A 24,163-nucleotide genomic window follows, 5' to 3' on the forward strand; every position below is an offset into this window, starting at 1 on the left:
CATGGCCGTCATCGTCGCGCTCTTCGCGGTATTGGGATTGGCCATCGGGTCGTTCCTGAACGTGGTGATCTACCGGGTTCCGCGCGGTGAGTCGCTGCTCTTTCCCAGCTCGCACTGCCCGTCCTGCGATTCGCCCATAAAGAATCGGCACAATGTGCCGGTGCTCGGCTGGCTGGTGCTCCGCGGCCGCTGCGCGAGCTGCCGGGAACCGATCAGCCCGCGCTACCCCCTGGTCGAGGCCGCCACCGGACTGCTCTTCGCCGCGATGACCGCCCACTTCGGGCTCACCGTCGAACTGCCGGCCTATCTCTACCTGAGCGCGCTGGTCGTCACGCTGACCATGATCGACATCGACACCAAGCGGTTGCCGAACGCCATCGTGCTCCCCTCTTACGCCGTCGGCGTTGCGCTGCTGGTGCTGGCCGCGATCGTCAATCACGACTGGACACCGGCGCTACGAGCAGTGGGAGCGATGGCCGCACTCTGGTCGATCTTCTTCGCGATCGTGATGATCCAACCCGGCGGTATGGGCTTCGGCGACGTGAAACTGGCCGGGCTGCTCGGGCTGTTCCTGGGCTCCATCTCGTGGTCGGCGGTGATCGTGGCCGGCTTCGGAGGCTTCGTACTCGGTGGCGTGGTCGGGGTGGCCCTGCTGCTCAGCCACCGCGCCGGTCGCAAGAGTGCCATTCCCTTCGGCCCGTTCATGCTCACCGCGGCGGTGCTGGCCATGTTCGTCTCGACGCCAATCGCCAGCTGGTACGGCACGCTGGCCGGAATCGGCTAGCAATCCGAAGGCGCAGTAACTCAAGTCTCCCCCCTGATTACCGATCAGTTAGCTAACGTCTCCGCTCTCCCCCAAGCGAAGGATCTCGCAATGGCAGCACTGGCCCTCACCGGTCTCGATATCGGATCGACCTCGATCCGGGCCATCGAGGCGACGCGCACCAAGGATCAGCCGATCGTCACCAACTTCGGCCAGCTTCCGCTGCCCGAAGGTGCGGTCGTGGCCGGAGTCGTGCAGGACGAGGACACCATCACCAACGCACTGCGGCTGATGTGGAACACCCAGAACTTCAAGAGCAAGCAGGTCGTGCTCGGCGTGAACAACCAGCAGATCGTCGTCCGCGAGATCGATCTGCCGAACCTCAGCGCCAAGGAGCGCCGCCTCGCGCTGCCCTTCCAGGTACGTGACATCGTGCCCTTCTCGGTCGAGGACGCGCTGCTGGACTTCTACCCGCTCGAGCAGGTCGAGGGCGCTGAGCTCATGCACGGCCTGCTGATCGCGGTACCCAAGGCGGGTGTGCTGGCCTCGGTACGCGCGGTTGAGAAGGCCGGCCTCACGGTCAACCGGGTCGACCTCGCCTCCTTCGCCGCTCTGCGCGCCTCGACCGCCGCCGGCCCGTCGGCGCAGGCCGTCGTCGACCTCGGCGCGCATGCCACCAACCTCATCGTCTACAGCGAGTTCGCACCCCGCGTGGTACGCACCATCCCGCGTGGCGCCGCCGAGATCACCTCGATGATTGCGGCTCGTCTGGGCGCGAACATCGAGGAGGCGGAGTCGCTGAAGCGACGCGTCGGCCTGGACGCCACCGAGGGACCGGAGACCGCTGATGTGGTAGCCGAGGCCCTGCGCCCGCTGGTCAACGAGATCCGCAGCTCCTTCGCCTACTTCCGCTCCACCCGTCCGACCGACCCGGTGTCGCGACTGGCCCTCTTCGGCGGCGGCGCCCAGCTGCCCGGTCTGGCCGAACTGCTCACCCGTGAGTTGAAGGTCGAAACCTACGTCGCGGACCCACTGGTCCGGGTCCAGGATGCTCGCCGGGTCGGTCGCCATGACGCGATGAGCCGGTTCGAATCCGCCGCCGCGGTGTCGGTCGGCCTCACCCTCGGAGCTGCGTGATGTCCATGCTCACCCGACAGGCGCCCGATTCCGGGCCGGCCCAGCTGCCGGTCCCCGGCCCGATGACCATGATCAACGTCTGCGCCGACCTGCTGCCGCGGGAGATCGTCGAGGCCCGCCAGGGCAAGAAGGCCAAGAAGATGGCCATCATGGCGCTCGCCGGGCTGCTGGTCGTCATCATCGGCTGGGACGTCATCGCCCGCATCCAGACTTCCAGCGCGCAGAGCGACATCGACGCCGCGAACGCGCAGACCACGGCACTGACGTTGAAGCAACACTCCTACGGCGAACTCAGCCAGGTTCAGTCGCAGTCGAAGCAGATCACCGCTTCGCTGAATTCGCTGCTCTCCGGCGACCTGCAGTGGGGTGATCTGATCGCGGCGGTCCGCCACAGCGTTCCCCAGGGCCTGAGCATCCAGACGCTCAGCGGCAGCCTGGACGCCTCCAGCACGAAGACGACTACGGCCGGCGGCACGGCGCTGCTGAACACCAGCGGGCTGGCCGAGGTCGGCACGCTGACCGTCACCGGCATGGCGTCGAGCCCGAACACCGTGGCTGCCTTCGTGGACGCGGTGAGCAAGGTACCCGGCGTCACCGCCCCGGTGCCCTCCAGCATCCTGCAGGCCGATGGGGGCATCGCCTTCAGCGCCGCCTTCGTCCTCACCACCAAGCTGCTCACCGGCGGACGCTTCAGTTCAAGCGCCGCGAGCGGCTCGACGTCGGGAGCGGGTAAATGACGAAGAACGAACGATCCACCATCATTCTCGGCGTTCTCGGCGGCGTTCTGCTGTTGATGCTCGGCTACTTCTTCCTGATCAGCCCGCAGAACGGTGACACCGCGTCGCTGAACTCGCAGAAGGAGAGCGTCACCCGCACGAATCAGCGCCTGCAGGAACAGATCAACGTGCTGAAGATGGACAGCTCCAAGCTGGACGAGTTCAAGGCCCAGCTGGAGACGGAGGAGCAGGCCCTTCCGACCAGTGCTGAACTCACCACCTTTGTCCGTAACATCGTCTCCTCGGCCTCGAGCGCTCCGGTCAACCTCACCTCGATGACGGTTGGCTCCCCCGTCTCGAACGCGACCGTCGGCGCCGCAGTCGCCACCGGCACCACCAGCAGCACTGGCACCACCGCCGCCGCGCCTGCCGCCGGTCTCTACTCGATTCCGATCGGCGTGACGACGGTGGGCAGCGCCGACCAACTGCAGGCCTTCCTGGCTCAGCTGCAGAAGATTCAGCCCCGGGCCACGCTGATCAACCAGACCGATCTGCAGGCCGGCACCGACGCCAAATCGATCAACTCCCAGTCGATCATGAAGCTCTCGGTCTCCGTCTTCGTCTCCCCGTCAACCGCGGCCGAGCAGCTGCACCCGGCTGGAAAGTAGTAGCAATCATGTCCTCATTCACCCGTACCTTCGCCACCCTGGCCGCGGCCGGAGTGGCCGTTGTGAGCGTCGCCGGCTGCACCTCCGCGGCCAAAGTCACGCCGGCCGGCGGAGCCACCTCCAGCAACAAGCCGGTGATCCCCACCCGATGGTGGTCTGACGCTGCGGGTTCCGCTGGCAGCAAGATCGACATCTCCAACCCGACCGCCGCGGCGGCGGCGTTGAAGCCGGACAGCAAGACCTACTGCTCGGTCCTCTCCGACACACTCTCCTCGGGCAAGTCCGTCTTCTCCGGAGCGGCCTCAACCGACCCGGGGATCGCAACGTCGACCAAGGCCTGGATCGCTGAGCTGACGGCCCTCTCCCCGACCGAACTGCACGCCTCCTGGAACACCTTCGGTGATGCCCTCACCGCGCTGCTGGTCTCGGCCTCCAAGGCCTCCGGGGCGGCACTGCCCAAGCAGTCACAGAGCGAGCAGAACGCGGTCTCCGCGGCCACCGCGGCGATCGGCTCGCAGGCCCGCTCGGTCTGCAACGTGGATCTCTTCCCCGGCGTCTCCGCGGCGCCGACGTCACCCTCCAGCAAATAGCTGGATCTAGAGCCTGCGGTTGGTAGTTCGGCGGATTCAGGCGTTCGCCCGAGCACCAGCCGTATGGATGAGGTAGTTCCGACTCGGCGGAGGGGTCGGGTCGGAGCTACCTCCACATACTCTGTGTATCGACGGTCACCGCTCAGGCTTGCGGGTTGATCCGTCCGTTGCGTCGGTCGCTGTCACGCTCGATGAGCTGGTTCAGCAACTGCTGCTGCTGCGAGGAGTTCGGCAGGTTGTGCAGCGTCTCCTGGCCGTGCTCGCCGGCCGACTCGATGGTGACGGAGCCGGCCCGCACGATGCGATCCAGCAGCGACTGGGTGAAGGAGACATCGCTGATGCGCTGCAGCGAGATGTCACGGCCGGTGTGCCGGGCGATTCCGCGGCGGATCAACACCCGGTGCGTGGTGAAGACGTAGTGCGAGGAGCGCCAGGTGATGAGCGGCCGCAGCACCAGGTAGCCGAAGAGGCCGAGCGCGACCACGATGATGATGATCATCACCGCGTTGTGGGTGGCGCCGTCCGGGAGGTTGCCCAGACCGATGCCGACGAAGACACAGATGACCAGGAACCACGCCGTCGCTGGGACGAGGGTGATCCAGTGCGGATGCAGATGCTCGACGACCGTCTCGTCCTCGGCTAGCAGTTTCTCCGGATACCCCATCTAACTAATGCCCTTCTCTGGCCGATTTCCTCACAGGCTATCGCCGATCGCTCGCAGATGGTGCACATCGCCCGCGCCGATCGCCAACTCGTCGTTGCCCTTCGTGCGCAGCAGCAGTCGCCCGTCGGCGTCGATGCCGGTCGCCGTCCCTTCATGGGCGCCGCCACCCGCGTGCTCGACGGTGACCGCGCGGCCGAGGGTGCTGCAGTGCGCGCGGTACTCGTCGGCCAGTCCGCTGCGCTGGGCGTCGCCGCCGGCGGCCTCCCAGTCGAGGTACCGGGTGCCCAGCTTGGCGAGCAGGCTCAGGAGCAATTCAGTGCGGTCCAGCTTCGCCGCACCGCTGAGCTCCAGGGACGTCGCGGCCGGAATCGGTAACTCTTCTCGGGTGTTCGTCACGTTCACGCCGATTCCGATGACCACTGCCGTGCCGCTGACCTGGGCCAGGATGCCGGCCGCCTTCTGCTCGTCCGGGCCGATCAGCAGGTCGTTGGGCCACTTGAGCGCGGCCGCGACGTCGAGTTCGGCCACCGCCTCGCGGAGGGCGACGCCGGCCAGCAGGGCGAGCCATCCCCAGCGGGCGAGGTCCACCGCGGGACGCAGCAGCACCGACACGGTGAGACTGGAGCGGGCCGGCGATTCCCACTGCCGTCCGAGCCGCCCGAGGCCGGCCGTCTGATGTTCGGCGACCAGGACGGCACCCGAGGGGGCGCTGTCGGCGACGGTGATGAGGTCGGTGTTGGTGGAGGGCGACTCGGCCACGACCCGGATCTCGTGCCACGGAGCGGCGATCGCGTCCGTCGCGTGCAGGCGGTCAGGGTCCAGTGGTGGCCGCTCGGGCAGGCTCATACCGCTAGCCTAGCCAGCCACCGTCCGGCCAGTTGTCCCCGCCTCGGCAGGTGCCGCTCTGTCCGTCGAAGTCCCGATATCCGCCCCGGAGGCGCAACTTCCAAGGACAAAGCGAGGGTTAGGTGCGCTTCGCGGCCACCACCGCGTCGAAGACGAGCCGCTTGGCCACACCACGCTCCTTGGCCACCTCGGCGATCGCCTCCTTACGGGGCTGCCCGGCGCTCTCTCGCAGCGCGACCTCGTCGGCCAGCTGCTGCGGCGTGAGTTCCGCCGTCACCGGGGACGCGCCGGCCACGACCAGGGTGATCTCGCCACGAACCTCCCCCGTTGCCCACTGCAGCAGTTCCGCCAAGGTTCCGCGGCGCACCTCCTCGTAGGTCTTGGTGAGCTCACGGCAGCAGGCAGCCGGACGGTCGGCGCCGAACAGATCGACCATGTCGCTCAGCAGCTCAGCCAGCCGATGCGGCGCCTCGAAGAGGACCATGGTGCGCGGTTCGGCCACCAGCAACTCCAGCGCCCGGCGCCGCTCCCCCTGCTTGCGCGGCAGAAAACCCTCGAAGCAGAACCGGTCCACAGCGAGACCGGAGAGCGCGAGTGCCGTGGTCACCGCCGACGGCCCCGGGAGCACGGTGATCGGTAGGCCGGCCGCGACCGCGGCCACCACCAGCCGATATCCCGGGTCGGAGACCGAGGGCATGCCCGCGTCGGTGACGACCAGCACGTCGCTGCCGTCGACCAGCGCGTCGACCAGCTGCGGCACCCGGGACGTCTCGTTCGCTTCGAAGAAGGAGACGATCCGTCCGGACGGGGTGACCTGGAGATCGGCGCAGAGACGTCGCAGCCGGCGCGTGTCCTCGGCCGCGATGATCGGGGCCTGCGCGAGCGCCGCGATCAGCCGGGCCGAGGCGTCACCCGGGTTGCCGAGCGGCGTCGCCGCGAGCAGTACCCGACCGGTTCGGGGGGTCGAACCGGAGGCTGCGGCAACCGGCTCGGTGCCCGGATCGGTGCCCTGGTCAGAGCCGCTCCCGGGGTTGCCCACGGCTAGACCCTACGATCGACAGCGTGACGGCGACAGTGGAGGACCCCATCCGGGACGACACCACCCCCATCGCCGAGTCGGCCGCCGTATCCGCTACCGACCCCGCGGCAGACCCTGCTGCCGACGCTGCCGACGCCGAATCCGGGCCCGTTGCGCTGGAGCTGCCGCCGGTCGAGCCAGTGGCTCCGTCGCTACAGCCCTGGCATGACCCGCACCCCTGGCACGGCATCTTCCTCGCCACCGGTATCGGCCTGCTCGCCTTCGTGATCCGGGTCTGGAACGTCGGCCACCCGCGCGGGAAGGTCTTCGACGAGGTCTACTACGCCACCGAGGGGAGGGAGCTGATCCGCTTCGGCTACGAGGACAACCGTGGCTACATGTTCGTGGTGCATCCACCGCTCGGGAAGTGGCTCATCGGCCTCAGCACCGCGTTCGCCGAGCGGATGGGGTGGAGCGCGGAGGTCGGCTGGCGGCTGGCCCCGGCGATCGCCGGAACCATCGCCGTCATCCTCCTCACCCGGGTCGCCCGGCGGATGTTCCGCTCCAACTTCTTCGGCGCGGTGGCCGGGCTGCTGCTGGCCCTGGAGGGGCTCTCGATCGTCCTCTCCCGCACCGCGCTGCTCGACATCTTCCTGCAGCCGTTCCTCATCGCGGCCTTCGGCGCGCTGCTCTACGACCGGGAGCGGATGCGGGCCCGGCTGGCCTCGCTGGTCGAGGCCGGGGTGCCGCTGCGCGACGGGATCCCCCGCCTCGGGCCGCGTCCCTGGCGGCTGGTCGCCGGGGTCATGCTCGGGCTGGCCGGCGGAGTCAAGTGGTCAGCCCTCTCCTTCTACGTCGCGATGCTGCTCCTGAGCCTGGTCTGGGACCGGTACGCCCTGCGGGCGGCCGGGGTGCGCTCGTCGTGGCGCTGGGCGGTGCGTCGCAGCTGGCTCTACGCGATCGGCTCGCTCTTCCTGGTGCCGCTGGGGACGTATGTGCTGGTCTGGACCGGGTGGATCGCCGGCAACAACGGCTGGAACCGGCACTGGGCCGACACGCATTCGCCGTCGGCGACGCTGCGCCTGCCGCTGGGGGTGCGTATCCCGTTCAACTGGGGGTTCCTGCCCAACGCGATCCGCTCGCTGGGCGACTACCACTACCACGCGTACACCTTCCACGAAGGCCTCTACTCGCCGCATCCGTTCAGCTCGAAGCCGTGGGGCTGGCTGGTGCTGGGGCGCCCGGTCGACTTCTACTACGACGGCAACGGGACGTCCTGCGGGGCCACGCACTGCTCGTCCGAGCTGCTGCTGATCGGAACGCCGCTGCTCTGGTGGGCCTTCACGCCGGCCCTCATCTGGGTCATCTGGCACTACGTGACCACCCGTGACTGGCGGGCCGGAGTCGTGCTGGTGATGTTCGCCGCCGGCTGGTTGGTCTGGTTCCAGGACCCGAAGCGGACCATGTTCATCTTCTACATGGCCCCGCTCATCCCGTTCCTGGTGCTGGGACTGACGCTGGCCCTCGGGGCCCTGCTCGGGCCGGCCGGGGCGGAACTCCCCTCGCTGCGCGAGACCGGGCGGTCCTTCGCCGCGCTCCGGGAACGGGCCTACCTCTTCGCCGAGGACCGGCGGCGCTTCTGGGGTTCGCTGGCCCTGACCTTCTACCTGGCCGTGGTCATCGTGGACTTCCTCTGGATGTGGCCGCTCTTCCGTGGGGCGCCGATGCCGACCAACGTCTGGCAGGCCCACATGTGGCTCCCCAGCTGGATCTGACGACGCAGCAGGCACCCCGGAACTATGGTGTTACCCAGCTCACTCGGGTGTAATCAGCTGCACAGGTACCGCGAAAGGACGTCCGCGCCGTGTTCTTCCCACTCACCGTCCGCGACTTCATAGACCGCGCCGAACTGGTCTACCCCGACCGCATCGGCCTCATCGACGAGCCTGACCAGCCCGCGGCCAGCCTCGGGGCCCTCACTTACCGCGAAGTGGCCCGCCGAGCCCGCGCCCAGGCGGCCCAGCTGGATCGTCTGGGCGTACCGGTCGGTGGCCGGGTCGCGGTCATCTCGCAGAACTCGGCCCGGCTCTTCACCTCATTCTTCGGCGTCTGCGGCTGGGGTCGAATCCTGGTGCCGATCAACTTCCGTCTCGCGCCGGCCGAGATCCGCTACATCGTCGAGCACAGCGGAGCCGACGTCGTCTACGCCGATCCGGCCCTCAAGGACGTGCTGGACTCCCTCGACGTCACCCACAAATTCGTCCTCGGCGAAGACGACGACCTCTACGACTTCGACGCGCAGCCGCAGGATTGGGCCACCCCGGATGAGGGTGCCACCGCCACCATCAACTACACCTCCGGCACCACCGCCCGTCCCAAGGGCGTCCAGTTGACCCACCGTAACCTCTGGCTCAACGCGACGGTCTTCGGGCTGCACACCGGCATCAGCGACCGAGACGTGCTGCTGCACACGCTGCCGATGTTCCACTGCAACGGTTGGGGCATGCCCTACGGCGTGACCGGCGTCGGTGGTCAGCACATCGTGCTTAGGCAGGTAGACGGTGCCGAGATCCTGCGCCGGGTCGAGACGCATGGGGTAACGCTGATGTGCGCGGCACCGGCCGTCGTCAACGCGGCGCTGGACGCCGCCGGCAGCTGGGACGGCCCGATCCCCGGACGGGACCGGGTGCGGATCGTGGTCGCCGGCGCCCCACCGCCGACCCGCACCATCGAACGCGTCCTCAGCGATCTCGGCTGGGAGTTCATCCAGATCTACGGCCTCACCGAGACGGCGCCGCTACTCACCATCAACCGCCAGCGGGCCGAGTTCGACGATCTCGACGCCCACGGCCGGGCCCGCCGGCTGGTGCGGGCCGGAGCGCCGGCTCTGGGGGTGCGGGTCAAGGTCGACGACGAGGGTGAGGTGCTCGCACAGTCCAACCACAACCTGGACGGCTACTGGGAGCAGCCCGAGGCGACGGCCGAGGCGCTGGCCGGCAACTGGTTCCACACCGGCGACGGCGGATACATCGACGAGGATTCGTACCTGGTGATCTCTGACCGCAAGAAGGACGTGATCATCACCGGCGGTGAGAACGTCTCCTCGATCGAGGTCGAAGATGTCCTGAATTCGCATCCGGCGGTCCGCGAGGTGGCCGTCGTCGGCCTGCCGGACGAGCGCTGGGGCGAACTGGTGACGGCCCTGGTGATCACCGACGGCAGTGACGTCAGCGCCGAGGAGGTCATCGCGCATTGCCGTGCCTCGCTGGCCGGCTTCAAGTGCCCGAAGCGCGTCGACTTCGTCACCGAACTACCCAGGACGGCCACCGGCAAGCTTCAGAAGTTCAAGCTGCGCCAGCAGTACGGCGGCTGACCCGGTGGCGCAGGAGCAGTTACTCGCATCCTGGCTGGATACCCCGACGCGCCAGGCGATCGTGACATTCATCGCCGACATCACCACCACCGGCGACACCTTCGTGCCGGAGCCGGAGCGGGTGGCCGTCTTCGACAACCACGGCACGCTCTGGACCGAGAAGCCGATCCCGATCCAGCTCGACTTCACCTAGGCCCGGATGGCCGAACAGGCCAAGGCCGACCCGACGCTGGCCCAGCGTCAGCCCTACCAGGCCGCGGTCGCGCATGACCTGCATTGGCTGGGCGCGGCGATGGTCAAGCACTACCGGGGCGACGACGCCGACCTCAAGCTGCTGATGGGGGCGGTGGAGTCGGCCTTCGTCGGCATGAGCATCGACGACTTCACCGCCGAGGTGGGCAACTGGCTGGCCACCTCGACGCATCCGGTGTTGAGACGCCCCTATCTGAACTCCAACGGTGACGTGCAGATGCTTCGCTTCGCCCGTTCCCACGACCGGGCCGGGCTGCGACTGCTCGTCGATCACGACGACGCCGACCGGGAGTTCGCGTACCCCGACGGGGCCGAGGAAGCGATGAATCGGGCCACCGAACGCGGCTGGACGGTGGTAAGCATGAAGAGCGACTGGAGTCGCATCTTCAACTAGCTGAGAACGCAATTGTTGACATAGCTGAAATATTCACCGATCCCAGGCAACGTCAACGATCACATTCACACGCTTAGATCACAGGTTCTCGTATCAGGAGGTTGGCTCGATGACAGTGGTACGCGCAGCGATCACCCAGGTCGCCTGGACGGGTGAGAAGCAGTCCATGATCGATCGTCACGAGGAGCTCGCCCGCGAGGCGAGCCGCCAGGGCGCCGGCATCATCGGGTTCCAGGAACTGTTCTACGGCCCCTACTTCGGGGCCACCCAGGACCCCAAGTACTACCGCTACGTCGAATCGATACCCGGCCCCACGGTCGAGCGGTTCCAGGCCCTGGCCGCCGAACTGCACCTGGTGATCGTGTTGCCGATCTATGAGGTCGAGAACGAAGGCGAGTACTACAACACCGCCGCGGTCATCGATGCCGACGGGACGCTGCTGGGCAAGTACCGCAAGCACCACATCCCCAATCTCCCGGCATTCTGGGAGAAGTTCTACTTCCGCCCCGGCAACCTGGGGTATCCGGTGTTCCATACGGCGGTCGGGCGGGTCGGCGTCTACATCTGCTACGACCGGCACTTTCCGGAGGGTTGGCGCGAACTCGGGCTGAACAACGCCCAGATCGTCTTCAACCCATCGGCCACCAAGCCGGGCCTCTCCAACCGGCTGTGGGAACTCGAACAGCCGGCGGCCGCGGTGGCCAACCAGTACTTCATCGCCGCCAACAACCGCATCGGCCAGGAGATCGACGAGTTCGGCCCCGACGCCCCGCATTTCTATGGTTCCTCCTACTTCGTCGATCCGCGGGGCAACTACGTCGGCGACGTCGCCTCGCAGGACAAGGAGGAACTCGTGATCCGCGACCTCGACCTCGACGAGATCACCCAGGTGCGGCAGGACTGGCAGTTCTATCGCGACCGCCGTCCCGAGAGCTACCAGAAGATCACCGCCCCGTAGGAGGACGACCCCATGACGACAACGTTCATCCACGGCGGCACGGTCGTCTCCAGCACCGGCTCCCAGCCACTGGACGTCCTCATCGACGGTGAGACGATCGTGGCGGTTCTGCAGCCCGGCTCGACCACGCTCGGCGGCGATCTCAAAGCAAGCGCCGACGCCACCATCGACGCCACCGGCAGGTACGTGATCCCCGGCGGCGTCGACGGCCACACCCACATGCAGATGCCCTTCGGCGGCACCGAAGCATCGGACACCTTCGCCACCGGCACGGCGGCCGCGGCCTGGGGCGGAACCACCTCGATCGTCGACTTCGTCGTCCAGACGCCCGGCGAGCGACTGCAGGACACGCTCGCCGCCTGGCACGGCAAGGCGGCCGGGGAGTGTGCCATCGACTACGGCTTCCACCAGATCATCGGCGGGGTCGACGAAGACGCGCTCAAGGCGATGACCGAACTCATCGACGAGGGCGTCACCAGCTTCAAGCTCTTCATGGCTTACCCCGGCGTCTTCTACTCCACCGACGGGCAGATCCTGCGAGCCATGCAGACGGCGGCCGAGACCGGCTCGCTGCTGATGATGCACGCCGAGAACGGCATCGCCATCGATGTGCTGGTCGCCCAGGCCCTGGCCCGGGGCGACACCGCCCCTTATTTTCACGGCACATCCCGGGCCTGGCAGCTCGAGGAGGAGGCGACGCACCGCGCGATCATGCTGGCCAACGTCACCGGCGCACCGCTCTACGTCGTGCACGTATCGGCCAAGCAGGCGCTGGAGCAGATCGCCACCGCCCGCGGCCGTGGCCAGAACGTCTTCGCCGAGACCTGCCCGCAGTACCTCTACCTCTCGCTGGAGGAGCAGTTGGGCGCGCAGGGCAGCGAGTGGGGGGCCTTCGAAGGGGCGAAATGGGTCTGCTCGACACCGCTGCGGTCACGGGCCGAGGGGCATCAGGACGAGCTCTGGCGCTACATCCGCACCGGAGACGTGACGACGGTCAGCACCGACCACTGCCCGTTCTGCATGAAGGGGCAGAAGGACATGGGGATCGGCAACTTCGCCAAGATCCCCAACGGCATCGGCTCAGTCGAGCACCGGATGGATCTCATGTTCCAGGGCGTCAAGTCGGGCGAGATCTCGCTGGAGCGCTGGGTGGACGTCTGCTGCACGACCCCGGCCCGCATGTTCGGCATGTATCCACGCAAGGGCATCATCTCCCCCGGCGCCGACGCCGACGTGGTGATCTACGACCCGAACGGGCACACCAGCATCGGCGTCGGGAAGACCCACCACATGAACATGGACTACTCGGCCTACGAGGGATTCGAGATCGACGGGCACGTCGACACGGTGCTCTCGCGCGGCTCGGTGGTGATCTCCGAGGGCACCTTCCACGGACGGGCCGGCCATGGGCAGTTCATCAGGCGTGGCCTGTCTCAGAACCTGATCTGAAGGGATTTCACAGATGGACTTCGGGGTAGTTCTGCAGTGCAATCCACCCGCCTCCAAGGTCGTCGACCTGGCCCGGCAGGCCGAGAACGAGGGGTTCACCCACGTCTGGACCTTCGACTCGCACCTGCTCTGGCAGGAGCCGTACGTCATCTACAGCCAGATCCTCAATGAAACCCGGAAGGTTCTGGTCGGCCCGATGGTCACCAATCCGGCCACCCGGGACTGGACGGTGACCGCCTCCACCTACGCCACCCTCAATGACATGTACGGCAACCGCACCATCTGCGGCATCGGGCGGGGCGACTCGGCGGTACGCACCCTCAACGGCAAGCCGTCGAACCTGAAGACACTGCGCGAGGCGGTGCACGTCATCCGCGAACTGGCCAACGGGCGGACGGCCGAGATCGGCGGCACCACCATTCGCTTCCCCTGGGGTAGCGCGTCCCGGCTGGACGTCTGGGTCGCCGCCTACGGGCCGATGGCCCTGGACCTGGCCGGTGAGATCGGTGACGGCTTCATCCTGCAACTCGGTGACACCGACATCGCGGCGTGGATGATCGCCCGGGTACGGGCCTCGGCCGAGCGGGCCGGTCGTGATCCGCTGTCGGTGAAGTTCTGCGTCGCCGCGCCGGCCTACGTCACGGCCGGCGACTCCGAAGCAGAACTGGCGCACGCCCGCGAGCAGTGCCGCTGGTTCGGCGGGATGGTCGGCAATCACGTCGCCGATATCGTCGCAAAATACGGCGAGTCCGGCGACGTGCCCGAGGCTCTGACCGCCTACATCGCCGGCCGAGAGGGCTACGACTACAACGAGCACGGGCGAGCCGGCAACACGCACACCCAGTTCGTCCCGGACGAGATCGTCGACCGTTTCTGCGTCCTCGGACCGCCGGAGGTCCACATCCAGCGGATGCGTGAACTGGAGGCACTCGGCGCCGACCAGTTCGCCGTCTACCTGCAGCACGACGCCAAGGCGGCGACCCTGGAGGCCTACGGCGAGACGATCATCCCGGCACTGAAGCACTCCGCTCTGGCCACCGGCGCCATATAGGTGAATGGCGCGGACCGGGTCGCCCTTTGGCGATATTCGAATGCGGGCGGTAATCGATTACTAACTGAATGGTGGCAATAGCGGATCGGCGTGCCTATCGCGGCAAATTTCTCGTAGTGCGCAGTTTCGCGTTAACCGGAGTCTGGTTCAATGCACGCCATAAGCGGCCATTCGCCTTATCGCCCCTTTCGAACCGGAGCTCACATGAAGCTGCTGCATATCGTCGCGTCGCCGCGCGGCGAGAAGTCCACCTCGGTCCAGGTCGCCGACGCCTTTCTGGAGGGCCTGCAGGAACGCGGTGACGTAGAGGTGGAGGTCATAGACCTGTACAACCAGGAGCTCCCAGCGGTGGCCGGAGACAACATCGAAGTCAAGTACACGCTCATGGTCGGGCAGCCGATCGACCGCGCGCATCTCGAGTCATGGCGCCAAATCGAGGCGCTGATCCAGCATTTCCTCTCGGCCGACGCCTACCTGATTTCCGTGCCGATGTGGAACCTCGGCATTCCGTACGCGCTGAAGTACTACATCGACTGCATTGTGCAGCCGGGCTATGCATTCCGATACGACGATGTCGGCCAGCTGGTGCCCCTTGTACTGGGCAAGAAGATGCTCTGCATAACCTCACGCGGCGGTGACTACTCGCCCGGCGGGCATCTGAACGCCTTCGATTTCCAGGAACCCTATCTGCGGGCGATCTTCGGGCTCATTGGGATCACTGACCTCACCTTCATAACGGCCGAGGGCATGGACATGCCACCGACCCGCCCCGGCAACCTCGCCGCAGCTCTGGAGGCCGCCCGCACGCTGGCCGCCGGCGACAGCTGGCTCCCGCCACTCGCCGCGAGCGTCTAGTAAAGCGCCCGCTGGCCGTGGCAGATAATGGTCGCCGGAACCCAATCGATAGGGGACAACTCGATGTCTACTCGTGAGTCGGTTGGTACCAGTCGAGGGCTGGCACTCACCGCGATGATCTTCGCGGTCGCGATGACCTTCATCGACCAGACCATCGTCTCGGTTGCCGCGCCGAGCATCCAGAGCGAACTGGGGCTGACCAGCACCGGCATCCAGTGGGCCATCAACGCCTACCTGCTCGCCCTGGCCGCGTTCTTCGCCTACGGCGGACGGCTGGCCGACACGATGGGGCATCGCCGGATGGTCACCTTCGGGATCGTCGTCTTCACCGCCGCCTCGGCGCTCTGCGGGCTGACCCCGACCGGCGGTCTGGCCGAGTCCTGGCTGGTGACGTTCCGCGCGGTCCAGGGTTTCGGCGGTGCCCTGATGTATCCGGCCGCGCTGGCGATCGTCATCAACGCCTATGAACTCAAGGAGCGCGGCAAGGCGCTGGCCCTCTTCTTCGGGATCGCCGGAGGCCTCACCGCAGTCGGTCCGGCGCTCGGCGGCTACCTGACCCTCTGGACCTGGCGGGCGATCTTCTGGGTCAACATCCCGGTGGCGATCATCGCGCTGGTCCTGGTTGTGATCGCCAAGCCGGCGAACGAACGCCGCCCTGCTCCGATGGACTATCGGGGCCTGGCCCTCATCGTCCCCGGGGTCGCGCTGAGCGTCTTCGGCTTCCAGCAGGCTGCGCAGTGGGGCTGGAGCAACCCGCTTACCGCGCTCTGCATCCTGGCCGGGGTGGTGCTGCTCGTCATCTTCGTGCGGGTCGAGCGGCACACGACCTCACCCCTCATGGACGTGACCATCTTCCGCGATCGGATCTTCCTGGCCCAGAACGTGATCCTGGCCGTCGCGATGATGGTCTTCGTCCCGATCTTCTTCTTCGCCAGCGAATACTCCCAGATCGCCCTGCGCTTCGAGGCATCGAAAGCGAGCCTGACTCTGCTGTACTTCTTCATCGGCTTCGTCGTCGCCGCTCAGATCGGCGGACGGATGCTCGACCGACGCGGCGCGAGGCGGCCGATCGTCCTCGGCTGCGCGTTGGCCTGTGTCGGACTCGTGCTCTGGGCCGGGCGGGTGACGACGCTGCAGATGGGGCAGCAGATCTGGTGCATCGTGCTGGCCGGCGCCGGGATGGGGCTGATGCTCGGACAGTCCAACACCGATGCCCTCAACCAGGCGCCGAGCACCTCCTACGGCGAGGCGACCGGGATAACGCAGACGGTGCGCAACTACGGGGCAAGCCTGGGACTGGCCATCCTCGGCACGATCCAGGTGAGCGTGTTCCAGGCCCAGGTGGCGACGTCGCTCATCGCCCAGGGCGTCCCGTCCGGCCGGGCGCACAGCACGGCGACCCAGATCTCCCAGCTCAACGGCGGCGGATCGGTGAAGAGTATCCCGCCCTTCATCCAGCTCGACTTCGCCGAAGCAACCCGGACCGTCCTCTACGTAATGGCCGGGATCATGGGCTTCGCCGGACTGCTGGCGCTGCGCTGGCTGCCCCGGCACCGCACTCCAGCCTGACCGTGCAGGGTAGGCACCCCACCTCGTGCACGCTCGAACGCTCAGCAGCTGCAGTGCCCGGGCGGGCAGCCACACGCCATCACGGTCGGGGCAACGTCCAAGGTCGGGTTTCGGTCGAAGAAACCGAAGGGTTTGAGCCAGAAGGAGATGACGTCGGCCGGCATCACCGGCCAGTCCTCGACGCGCGGGATGTGGTGGATGCCGCCGACGTACCAGAGCACCACGTCGGTGTTCTCGATCGACCGATTCGCGGCCGTCCAGACGGGCAGGCCGACATCCGCCCCACTCTGATTGACGAACTCGCCGCTGGGCCAGCGCTCGTCCCGGTCGAACGGCGTCACCCACAGGGTGTGCCCGATCACCTGAGAACGCCGAAAGATCGGTGACGAAGGGTCGAACATCGGGGGGATCGCCGTCCCCGGCACCAGCTTGTAGGCGACCGGCGCCCCGACGTGGTTGGTGACGTTTGGGTTGATCACCTTCCAGGCTCGCTGGGTGGCCCAGTCGACGTCCTGGATGCCTTCGGACTCCGTTCGCAGTGGCGTCGAGCGAACGGTCAGGCCCAGACCGTGCGGGTTCTCGGGCCCGACCGGCAGCTGCACCGTCTCGGTCGCCACGACCGTGTTCTGCGGGCCGTCCACCTCCAGGTCGAGGCGAGCCACAATGAAATGCTGGTGAATCGGCGCGTAGGTGTTGGTGTCGACCACCGTGCCGTACGGCGGCGGGTCACCCTCGAAGGGGGTCGTCACCATGATTCCGGTGGCCCGCACCTCACACTCGATGTTGCCGTCCTGGTACAGCCGCCAGTAGACCAGGTACTCGTAGTTGGCCACCGTCATGTGCGCGGAGATGACCATCCGGCGCATCCGGCGCACCTCAGCCCCACTATCGGAGACGTGCTTCCAGAGCACCGCGTTGTCCTCTTCGTGCAGGCAGATGGCATTGCTGATCGTGTAGGGCTCACCGGCGGTGTCGTGCAGCACCGCGTCCAGGTAGCGGATCTCGCCGAGACAGTCACACCCCAACTCCAATGAGGTGGTCATGAAACCCAGGCCCCACTCACCGACGTCGAAGGCCGTGCGACGGAAGTGATCCGGCGTCGGGTCACGGTAGGGCACCACCATCTCGGCGATGGAGAGGCGGTGGGCCACCGAGCGGCGGCGCCCGACCAGAACGTCGTCGTAGGCCAGTTGGTGCAGGACCAGACCCTCCCGGTAATTGAAGCCGATGCGCAGGCTCCATCCCTGCCAGGTGAGCCCGTACCCGTCGAGCTGGAAGGAGACGCCTTCGGGCTGGGTGACCTCCAACGGCTTCAGATCGTCGCGGACCCGCAGCCCCGGCACCAGGGCCGGTTCGTACTCCCCCATCACCTGGGCGTTCGGAGCGCCGCCGTGATCCTCGATCTCGACGACCTCCATCGTGTTCAGATCGAGGATCGGCTTCAGGCCACTGAGCAGGTGGGCGTAGGCGCTGCCGCCGGGCTGGTCGCGCAGCCAGAGATCCGACCACCCCATCCGCCGGTGCTGATACTGCTCGGGCAGCACATGCTCGCCGAAGGTCCAGGTGTCGACCAGCACCAGCGACGGGTCGGTCACCCCGCGTTCGGCGAGCTTGGCCAGCACCGCGGGGTCGGCGATGACCGCGTGCGCTGCCTCGTGGAACTCGTCCACGGTGGCGTTCGGCTGGGCACCGGGATGAGCGGTCCAGGTCAGTACCTGCTCGTCAGTCAGCGAGAGAATAGCCTTGTAGGTAAGCCCATCGGCTCGATTCCAGCAGACCACGATGGCCTCGCGGGTGATCGCGTCGCCCGGGGTGAAGGCGCGCACCACCTCCTTGGCCGGTTCGCGGAGCTCGACGGAGGCTATCCGCCACCCGGGGCCGATCCGCCCGTCTCGGCGCAGCAGCGCCGTGGCGGCCCGGATCTCCCCTTCGTCGAGGGGATCTAGTGGATGGCGGGGCTCTGGCGGCGCGGTCACCTTCGTCAGCCTAGGTGCTGTGGCGGCAACGCGGCGGACCCGGCAGCGGGGCGGCGGCGGGGGCGGTGGCGCACCATGGACTCATGACGCACCACGGGAAGTATCGAGCGACCGTCACGAACAACCTCGATCCGCTGAGCCAGGGTCGGCTGCAGATCGACTGCCCGCTGGTCGCGGTGTCAGGGGTCTGGGCCGAAGCGTGTATCCCCAACACCGATCCGTCCCACGGGGTGCTGACCCTGCCCGCGATCGGCGCGGAGATCTGGATCGAATTCGAAGCGGGCCGTGTCGACTACCCGATCTGGACCGGCGTTCGATGGCCGGCCGCCGCGGCGTCGGACCTGGTACTACTGACCACCAGTGGCGCCACCCTGTCGCTACTGGCGAACGGCAGTGTCGAGATCACCTCGGCGGGCAAGGTGGCGGTCACCGCAGCCACGGTCGAGGTGACGGCGGCGACAGTGAACCTGCACACCCCGATCGCCAAGTTCGACGGGGTGCTCGAGTGCGATGCCCTCATCGCCGCCAGCAGCGTCACCTCGCCGGTCTACTCCCCCGGCGTCGGGAACGTCTGGTGAGCTACCCGGACCTGGACGGCGAGCGGGGCGTCGCCGTGAGCGCAGACGGCACCTCGATCGGCTTCGTCACCGCGGGTTCGGGGCCGGCCCTGCTGCTCGTACACGGAGGCATGAGCAGTTCCCGAGCCTGGGGCCCGATCTGGCCGCAGCTGACCGAGTGTTTCAGAGTGACCGCGATGGATAGACGGGGCCGAGTCACGAGCGGCGACGGCCCCCGGTACCAGATAGAGATGGAGTTCGACGACATCGCCGCCGTCGCCGCCGCGATCGTTGAGGAGTCGGCACCGGCGGTTGATGTGGTCGCGCACAGCTATGGCGCCACCTGCGCCGTCGGCGCAGCGGCCGGTGCCGGTGCCGGTGCCGGTCGCAGAGCGATCGGAAGCCTGCTCCTCTACGAACCGCCGGGACCGGCCACCGTCCCGCCCGCCTGGGTCGAGGCGATCACCCAGTACGTCGATGACGGGCAGGCGGGACGGGCGATGATGACCTTCCTGACCCAGATCATCGATCTCACGCCGGAGCAACTCGACGCGATGCGACGCTCGGACGCCGAACCCGACTGGGAGCAGATAGTCCTTAAGACGATGCCGCGGGAGGCGGCCGCGCTGCTTCGGTTCGACCCCGCGACCCTGGGCGGCGCGGTTCAGGTCCCGACCCGGTTACTTCTCGGAAGTCAGAGCCCCCAGTGGGCCCGGCAGATCAGCGATGACCTGCTGCGCAGCGTCGGCGGGAGCGACTTGAGAACGCTTCCCGAACAGGGACACCTGGCACTCACCGATGCGCCCGAGCTGATCGTTCGGGAGATCCTGGAGTACCTCCCACGGTCGGGCTGAACGGCGTGTCGCGATTTCCCCTATATCTGTCAGGCGATCAGCCAATAGGCTTCGGCGATGCTCGCGAATCGGATGTTCATGCTGGAGTTCGGTAAGGAACTCGTCCACAAGTCCCTCTCCGTGCTGGGCGGCGGTGAGCACGTGATCACCACGCCGATCTACGGGGCACTCGTCGAGACCGCCGATGGTTTGGTGTTGCTGGACACCGGCATCAGTGGCGCCGCGCTGAACGACCCGGAGGCCCTCACTGAGATCTACGGCGAGGGAATGCACGCCACCGGGCCGGCCGGTGAACCACTAGAGGTCGCGCTGGCCGGCCTCGGCTTCAGCGTCACCGACATCACTCTGGCCGCGGTCAGCCACCTCCACCTCGACCACACCGGCGGGGTGCCGCTGCTGGCGGCGGCCGGGGTGCCGATCGTGATCGCGCAGGCCGAGCTCGACTACGGCCAGCAGCGCGCGGCGCAGGGCACCGAGCGCGCGGTCGCCTTCTACCGCCGCGACTACACCGCAGCGTCGATCAAGTGGCAGACGGTCACCGGCGACGAGCAGATCGCGCCGGGAGTGCATATCGTCGCCACCCCCGGGCACACGCCGGGGCACAACTCCTTCCGAGTCGACCTGCCCGAGACGGGGCGCTGGTTGCTCGCCGCGGACGCCGCCGATCTGGGCGAGAACCTGCTGGAGCGGATTCCCTGCGGCTCGACCTGCGAGACCGAGGACGTGCCGAAGGCGCTGGCGTCGGTGAATCGACTGATGGACGAGGGGGATCGATTGGATGCCCGAGTCATCCCCGGGCATGACTCGGTCTTCTGGCGAGCGGTCTGGCACCCCCGCGACGGGCACCGCTGAGCCCGCTCGCCGGCTTGAGTCATCGAAGGGTGGCCATCCGTTGAGCGTCAGTCTGATTGGGAATGACCTGTATTCGGCGTCGACATCTTCCGCAAATTGTGGATTCCACCTAACAGAAACTAAGCGGCGGTCGACACGCTGCAGACTATTGCGCTTACTGACCGTCAGTGTTTGAGTCGGCTGGTCCGAACCTTTCGATCACTCACTAACGGGATGACGAAGATGCGACTCAGCTCCGCGAAGACCGGTACCGCCCTGATTGCCACCATTGCGTTGGGAGGAGCCGCTCTCGTCGCGGTGGTCTTCGCGCCATCGGCTGACGCCGCCAGCGGCGCCCAGAAGGCCGGCAGCCAGAACGTCATCGTGCTGCTGCGAGATCAGCATTCGGAGAAACCCGCCACCAAAGCCGGGATGAGTCAGCGGACCGCAGTGGTCGGCGCCGACCAGGCCCCGCTGCGCCAGCGCATCGGCAAACTCGGCGGCAAGACGACCAAGTCCTACAAGACCCTCAACGCAGTCGCGGCCACGCTGCCCAGCAGCGCCGTCGCCGCGCTGCGTAGCGACCCGTCCGTGGCTGAGGTGGTCCCCGATCTGCAGTGGAAGCTCTCCTCGGCCGGCGAGAAGGCGGTCAAGGCGGCGTCCGGCACCGCCACCCCGTCGCAGAGCATCTGCCCGACGGACCCGGCGAAGCCCCTGCTGGAGCCGGAGGCACTGGCCCTCACCCACACCGCCTCCGACGACGCCAACACCCCCACCGCCCGGTCGCTGGGGTATGACGGATCAGGCGTGAAGGTCGGCTTCATCGCCGACGGCCTCGACATCGATCAGCCCGACTTCATCCGGGCCGACGGCTCGCACGTCATCACCGACTACCAGGACTTCTCCGGCGACGGCACCACCTCACCCACCTCCGGCGGCGAGGCGTTCGGCGACGCCAGTTCGATCGCGGCCCAGGGACGGCAGACCTACGACATCTCGACCTTCATGAACCGGCTCACCCACTCCCGGCCGGCTGCACGATCCGCGTCGAGGGGATGGCTCCCGGCTCGTCGATGGTGGCGCTGAAGGTCTTCTCGAATGCGCTGCTGACCGCTCCGACGTCCACGATCATCCAGGCCATCGACTGGGCGGTGAACGTCGACCACGTCGATATCCTCAACGAATCATTCGGCTCGAACCCGTACCCGGACAACGCGACCGACCCGATCAGCGCCTTCAACCACGACGCGGTGGACGCCGGAGTGACAGTAGTGGCCAGCACCGGCGACGCGGGCGGCGGCAGCACCCTCGGCACCGCCTCCACCGATCCCTGGGTGATCGGCGTCGGAGCCAGCACGTCCGAGCAGGTCTACGCCCAGCAGAGCGCGTACGGCTTCCAGTTGGGCAACGGCAAGTACACCAGCAACCAGCTCTCCTCGCTCTCCTCCGGCGGCATCTCGCAGACGCAGCGGGTTCAGGACCTCACCGCCCCCGGTGACCTGAACTGGTCGCTCTGCTCGGACCGGCAGTTGCCCTCGGGCGACCAGCAGTACGGCTGCTTCGACAACAAGGGCGACCCGAGCAACCTGGAGGTGTTCGGCGGAACCAGCGAGTCGGCTCCGCTCGCCGCCGGCGCGGCGGCACTGGTCGTGCAGGCCTACCGTAAGACCCACCAAGGCGCCTCGCCGACGCCGCAGCAGGTGCGGCAGGTACTGGACAGCAGCGCCGACGACCTCGGTCTTCCGGCCGATCTGCAGGGCGCCGGGCTGCTCAACAGCTACCGGGCCGTGCAGCTCGCGGCCAGCCTCGGTGCGGCACCGAACACCGGGCAGAACCTGCTCCTCGACCAGACCCAGGTCAAGGGCGTGGCCGGCCCGGAAGGCACGATCACCAAGCAGATCAAGGTAACCAACGACGGAGCCGGCACCCAGCGCGTCAGTGCAGTGCTGCGAAACGTGAGCACCCAGACCGCCTCCCAGCAGAAGACGGTCAACCTCTCGGCCTCGGCGCCGACGCATACCTTCGTCGACGCGATCGGGGTCACCCGCTCGTATGTGACCACGACATTCAAGGTGGCGCCCGGAGTGGACCGGCTGGCCTCGACGATCAGCTGGGACGGCCCCGGGCAGATCGTGCGACTCAGCCTCCTCGACCCGCAGGGGACCTTCAGCGGCTACTCGCTGCCCCAGGGCGCCGGGAACTTCGGCCGGGTCGAACTGCACTCACCGGCGGCCGGCACCTGGACGGCCATCATCTGGACCTCGGCCACCTCGGCCGGCTACACCGGCCCGGCGACGCTGACGACCACCTCCTACGAAGCGGCCTCGGGCGGCGGCTGGGTGAGCCCGGCCAGTTTCACCCTGGCCGCCGGTCAGACGCGCACGCTGACCATCACCACCCACACACCGCGAACCACCACGGCGGCCTCATCCATCGTGCTCACCGGCGCCTTCGGTCAGACCACGACCGCGTCGATCGTGACGCGCACCGTGCTCTCGCTGCAGCCGGGTCGAGGCACCACGTTTACCGGCACATTCTCCACGGCGAACGGCCGGGACTACTCGCCCGGGCAGACGAAGACATATTTCTTCAGCGTGCCCCGCGGGGCGGCTGGTCTGGACTTCCGGATCACGCTGCCCGGTGCCACCGCGAACGAGGTGGTGGCCCACCTCTCCGATCCGTCGGGCGAGCCACTCTCCACCGTGCTGAACGAGACCCCAGACGGAGTCATCGGTACCGGAATTGAAGTCACCCGGGCCAACCCGACCGCCGGCATCTGGCAGCTCACCCTCGAGTTGGTGAACCCAGTGCTGGGCACCAGGCTCCCGGAGGATTACTCCGGTGTCGCGAGACTCTCGACCACTCCGGTGAACGCCGCCGGAGTGCCCAACAGCGCCGGCTCGGTGATCAGCAAGCACAACGGCTCCACGCAGACGATCACCATTCACAACACCGGTCCGCAGGCGCAGACCTACTTCCTCGACCCCCGTGGGCAGTCGGAGCAGACGTATCCGTTGGTGGCGGCCGAGGCGGCGACGACCGACCCGTTCACCGCGAGCATCGCGCTGCCGCTGCCGAGTGAGAGCGTGCCGGGCTGGCTGGTGCCGACCGAGGGGTCGAAGCTGGTCGTCGGAGCCTCGGCGACCGATCCGATCACCTTCGACATCATGCCGCTGGATAGCCCGACCGCCCTGAACGCACCGAGCAGCCCGGATATCGAGTCGAGCACCGGCACCGGGGCGACGGCGGTTCACACCGCCTCGCCGATCGCTTCGGCGCTCTGGGCGGCCTTCCCGTCGCTGATCGGCCCGGCACCGGCTGACGGTTCAGCTCCCGGTAGCGTCAGCATGCAGGCGACCATCAAGGCCCGGACGTTCTACGCCGACTACACCTCGAGCACCGGCGACCCGCTGCTGGCCACCGTCTCGGCCTCGCCTCCGGCCGCGGCGCCGGTGACGGTACCAGCGGGCGGGAGCGCAACGGTGACGCTGCACCTCAACCCGACGGCAACCGTCGGGTCGATCGAGCGGGGGACGATCTTCGTCGACACCCTGCAGCCCTTCGCCGCTGTTGGGACCTCCGGCTACGCCGATGAGGTTGCCTCCGTACCGTTCACCTTCCGGGTGGGTGTCTAGGCACCCG

Annotated in this window: 21 protein-coding genes and 1 pseudogene; 18 read left to right on the forward strand and 4 right to left on the reverse strand. The window is 67.4% G+C overall.

Features of this window, described 5'->3' with window-relative positions; genetic code table 11:
• The first annotated feature begins 1 nt into the window (after position 1).
• From CPH63_RS19665 to CPH63_RS19685, 5 genes are all read left to right on the forward strand, one after another.
• Positions 2-784, forward strand: a complete 783-nt coding sequence (locus tag CPH63_RS19665; RefSeq protein WP_096304456.1) for an A24 family peptidase — start codon at positions 2-4, stop codon at positions 782-784.
• A gap of 90 nt (positions 785-874) precedes the next feature.
• The gene (gene pilM / locus CPH63_RS19670; protein ID WP_096304457.1) at positions 875-1,900 is read left to right on the forward strand and encodes a type IV pilus assembly protein PilM; all 1,026 of its coding nucleotides are present in this window, start codon (positions 875-877) and stop codon (positions 1,898-1,900) included.
• Positions 1,900-2,637: a PilN domain-containing protein gene (locus CPH63_RS19675; RefSeq protein WP_096304458.1), complete on the forward strand. Its 738-nt coding sequence runs from the start codon at positions 1,900-1,902 to the stop codon at positions 2,635-2,637. The genes pilM and CPH63_RS19675 overlap by 1 nt, the downstream gene beginning before the upstream one ends.
• On the forward strand, positions 2,634-3,284 hold the full coding sequence (locus CPH63_RS19680) for a GspMb/PilO family protein (RefSeq protein WP_096304459.1): 651 nt from the start codon (positions 2,634-2,636) through the stop codon (positions 3,282-3,284). The genes CPH63_RS19675 and CPH63_RS19680 overlap by 4 nt, the downstream gene beginning before the upstream one ends.
• Positions 3,285-3,292: 8 nt before the next feature.
• Complete coding sequence (locus CPH63_RS19685; RefSeq protein ID WP_096304460.1) at positions 3,293-3,874, forward strand: hypothetical protein; 582 nt, start codon at positions 3,293-3,295, stop codon at positions 3,872-3,874.
• 142 nt (positions 3,875-4,016) lie between these two features.
• On the opposite strand, the gene CPH63_RS19690 is transcribed toward CPH63_RS19685, so the two are convergent.
• From CPH63_RS19690 to rsmI, 3 genes are all read right to left on the reverse strand, one after another.
• Positions 4,017-4,538 carry a PH domain-containing protein gene (locus CPH63_RS19690; protein ID WP_096304461.1) on the reverse strand — a complete coding sequence of 174 codons (522 nt, stop codon included), beginning with the start codon at positions 4,536-4,538 and terminating at the stop codon, positions 4,017-4,019.
• A gap of 30 nt (positions 4,539-4,568) precedes the next feature.
• Positions 4,569-5,384 (reverse strand): biotin--[acetyl-CoA-carboxylase] ligase, encoded by an 816-nt coding sequence (locus tag CPH63_RS19695; protein WP_096304462.1) that lies wholly within the window; start codon positions 5,382-5,384, stop codon positions 4,569-4,571.
• A 118-nt stretch (positions 5,385-5,502) separates the two neighbouring features.
• Positions 5,503-6,327 (reverse strand): 16S rRNA (cytidine(1402)-2'-O)-methyltransferase, encoded by an 825-nt coding sequence (gene rsmI / locus CPH63_RS19700; RefSeq protein WP_197704766.1) that lies wholly within the window; start codon positions 6,325-6,327, stop codon positions 5,503-5,505.
• 119 nt (positions 6,328-6,446) lie between these two features.
• Here rsmI and CPH63_RS19705 point away from each other — a divergent pair, with 119 nt between their 5' ends.
• The 8 genes and pseudogenes from CPH63_RS19705 (at position 6,447) to CPH63_RS19740 (ending at position 16,303) form a co-directional block, all read left to right on the forward strand.
• Positions 6,447-8,177: a dolichyl-phosphate-mannose--protein mannosyltransferase gene (locus CPH63_RS19705; RefSeq protein ID WP_096304464.1), complete on the forward strand. Its 1,731-nt coding sequence runs from the start codon at positions 6,447-6,449 to the stop codon at positions 8,175-8,177.
• An 89-nt stretch (positions 8,178-8,266) separates the two neighbouring features.
• A complete protein-coding gene (locus tag CPH63_RS19710) occupies positions 8,267-9,775 on the forward strand; it encodes an AMP-binding protein (protein WP_096304465.1) in 1,509 nt (502 codons plus the stop codon).
• A gap of 4 nt (positions 9,776-9,779) precedes the next feature.
• Positions 9,780-10,421, forward strand: a pseudogene (locus CPH63_RS19715) (hypothetical protein).
• A 109-nt stretch (positions 10,422-10,530) separates the two neighbouring features.
• Positions 10,531-11,379, forward strand: a complete 849-nt coding sequence (locus tag CPH63_RS19720; RefSeq protein ID WP_096304466.1) for a nitrilase-related carbon-nitrogen hydrolase — start codon at positions 10,531-10,533, stop codon at positions 11,377-11,379.
• 12 nt (positions 11,380-11,391) lie between these two features.
• A complete protein-coding gene (gene hydA, locus CPH63_RS19725; protein ID WP_096304467.1) occupies positions 11,392-12,828 on the forward strand; it encodes a dihydropyrimidinase in 1,437 nt (478 codons plus the stop codon).
• A gap of 13 nt (positions 12,829-12,841) precedes the next feature.
• Entirely contained in the window at positions 12,842-13,879 is a 1,038-nt protein-coding gene (locus CPH63_RS19730) for a TIGR03842 family LLM class F420-dependent oxidoreductase (protein WP_096304468.1), read from the forward strand.
• 204 nt (positions 13,880-14,083) lie between these two features.
• The gene (locus tag CPH63_RS19735; RefSeq protein ID WP_096304469.1) at positions 14,084-14,734 is read left to right on the forward strand and encodes an FMN-dependent NADH-azoreductase; all 651 of its coding nucleotides are present in this window, start codon (positions 14,084-14,086) and stop codon (positions 14,732-14,734) included.
• A 63-nt stretch (positions 14,735-14,797) separates the two neighbouring features.
• Positions 14,798-16,303, forward strand: coding sequence for an MFS transporter (locus CPH63_RS19740; protein WP_096304470.1), 1,506 nt, complete (start codon positions 14,798-14,800; stop codon positions 16,301-16,303).
• 41 nt (positions 16,304-16,344) lie between these two features.
• Here the strand turns inward: CPH63_RS19740 and CPH63_RS19745 are convergent, their stop codons facing one another.
• Positions 16,345-18,279, reverse strand: coding sequence for a primary-amine oxidase (locus tag CPH63_RS19745; RefSeq protein WP_096304471.1), 1,935 nt, complete (start codon positions 18,277-18,279; stop codon positions 16,345-16,347).
• Positions 18,280-18,362: 83 nt separating this feature from the next.
• Here CPH63_RS19745 and CPH63_RS22470 point away from each other — a divergent pair, with 83 nt between their 5' ends.
• The 5 genes from CPH63_RS22470 to CPH63_RS19765 all read left to right on the forward strand — a co-directional run bounded on the left by CPH63_RS22470 (position 18,363) and on the right by CPH63_RS19765 (position 24,156).
• Positions 18,363-18,857, forward strand: a complete 495-nt coding sequence (locus tag CPH63_RS22470) for a phage baseplate assembly protein V (protein WP_157749669.1) — start codon at positions 18,363-18,365, stop codon at positions 18,855-18,857.
• Entirely contained in the window at positions 18,854-19,690 is an 837-nt protein-coding gene (locus CPH63_RS19750; protein WP_157749670.1) for an alpha/beta fold hydrolase, read from the forward strand. Before CPH63_RS22470 ends, CPH63_RS19750 begins: the two co-directional genes overlap by 4 nt.
• A gap of 57 nt (positions 19,691-19,747) precedes the next feature.
• On the forward strand, positions 19,748-20,542 hold the full coding sequence (locus CPH63_RS19755; protein WP_096304473.1) for an N-acyl homoserine lactonase family protein: 795 nt from the start codon (positions 19,748-19,750) through the stop codon (positions 20,540-20,542).
• Between the two features lie 213 nt (positions 20,543-20,755).
• Positions 20,756-21,607 carry a protease inhibitor I9 family protein gene (locus CPH63_RS19760; RefSeq protein ID WP_096304474.1) on the forward strand — a complete coding sequence of 284 codons (852 nt, stop codon included), beginning with the start codon at positions 20,756-20,758 and terminating at the stop codon, positions 21,605-21,607.
• Positions 21,577-24,156 (forward strand): S8 family serine peptidase, encoded by a 2,580-nt coding sequence (locus CPH63_RS19765; RefSeq protein ID WP_096304475.1) that lies wholly within the window; start codon positions 21,577-21,579, stop codon positions 24,154-24,156. Before CPH63_RS19760 ends, CPH63_RS19765 begins: the two co-directional genes overlap by 31 nt.
• Positions 24,157-24,163 lie beyond the last annotated feature (7 nt).

Source organism: Jatrophihabitans sp. GAS493, assembly GCF_900230215.1.
Lineage (GTDB): Bacteria > Actinomycetota > Actinomycetes > Mycobacteriales > Jatrophihabitantaceae > MT45.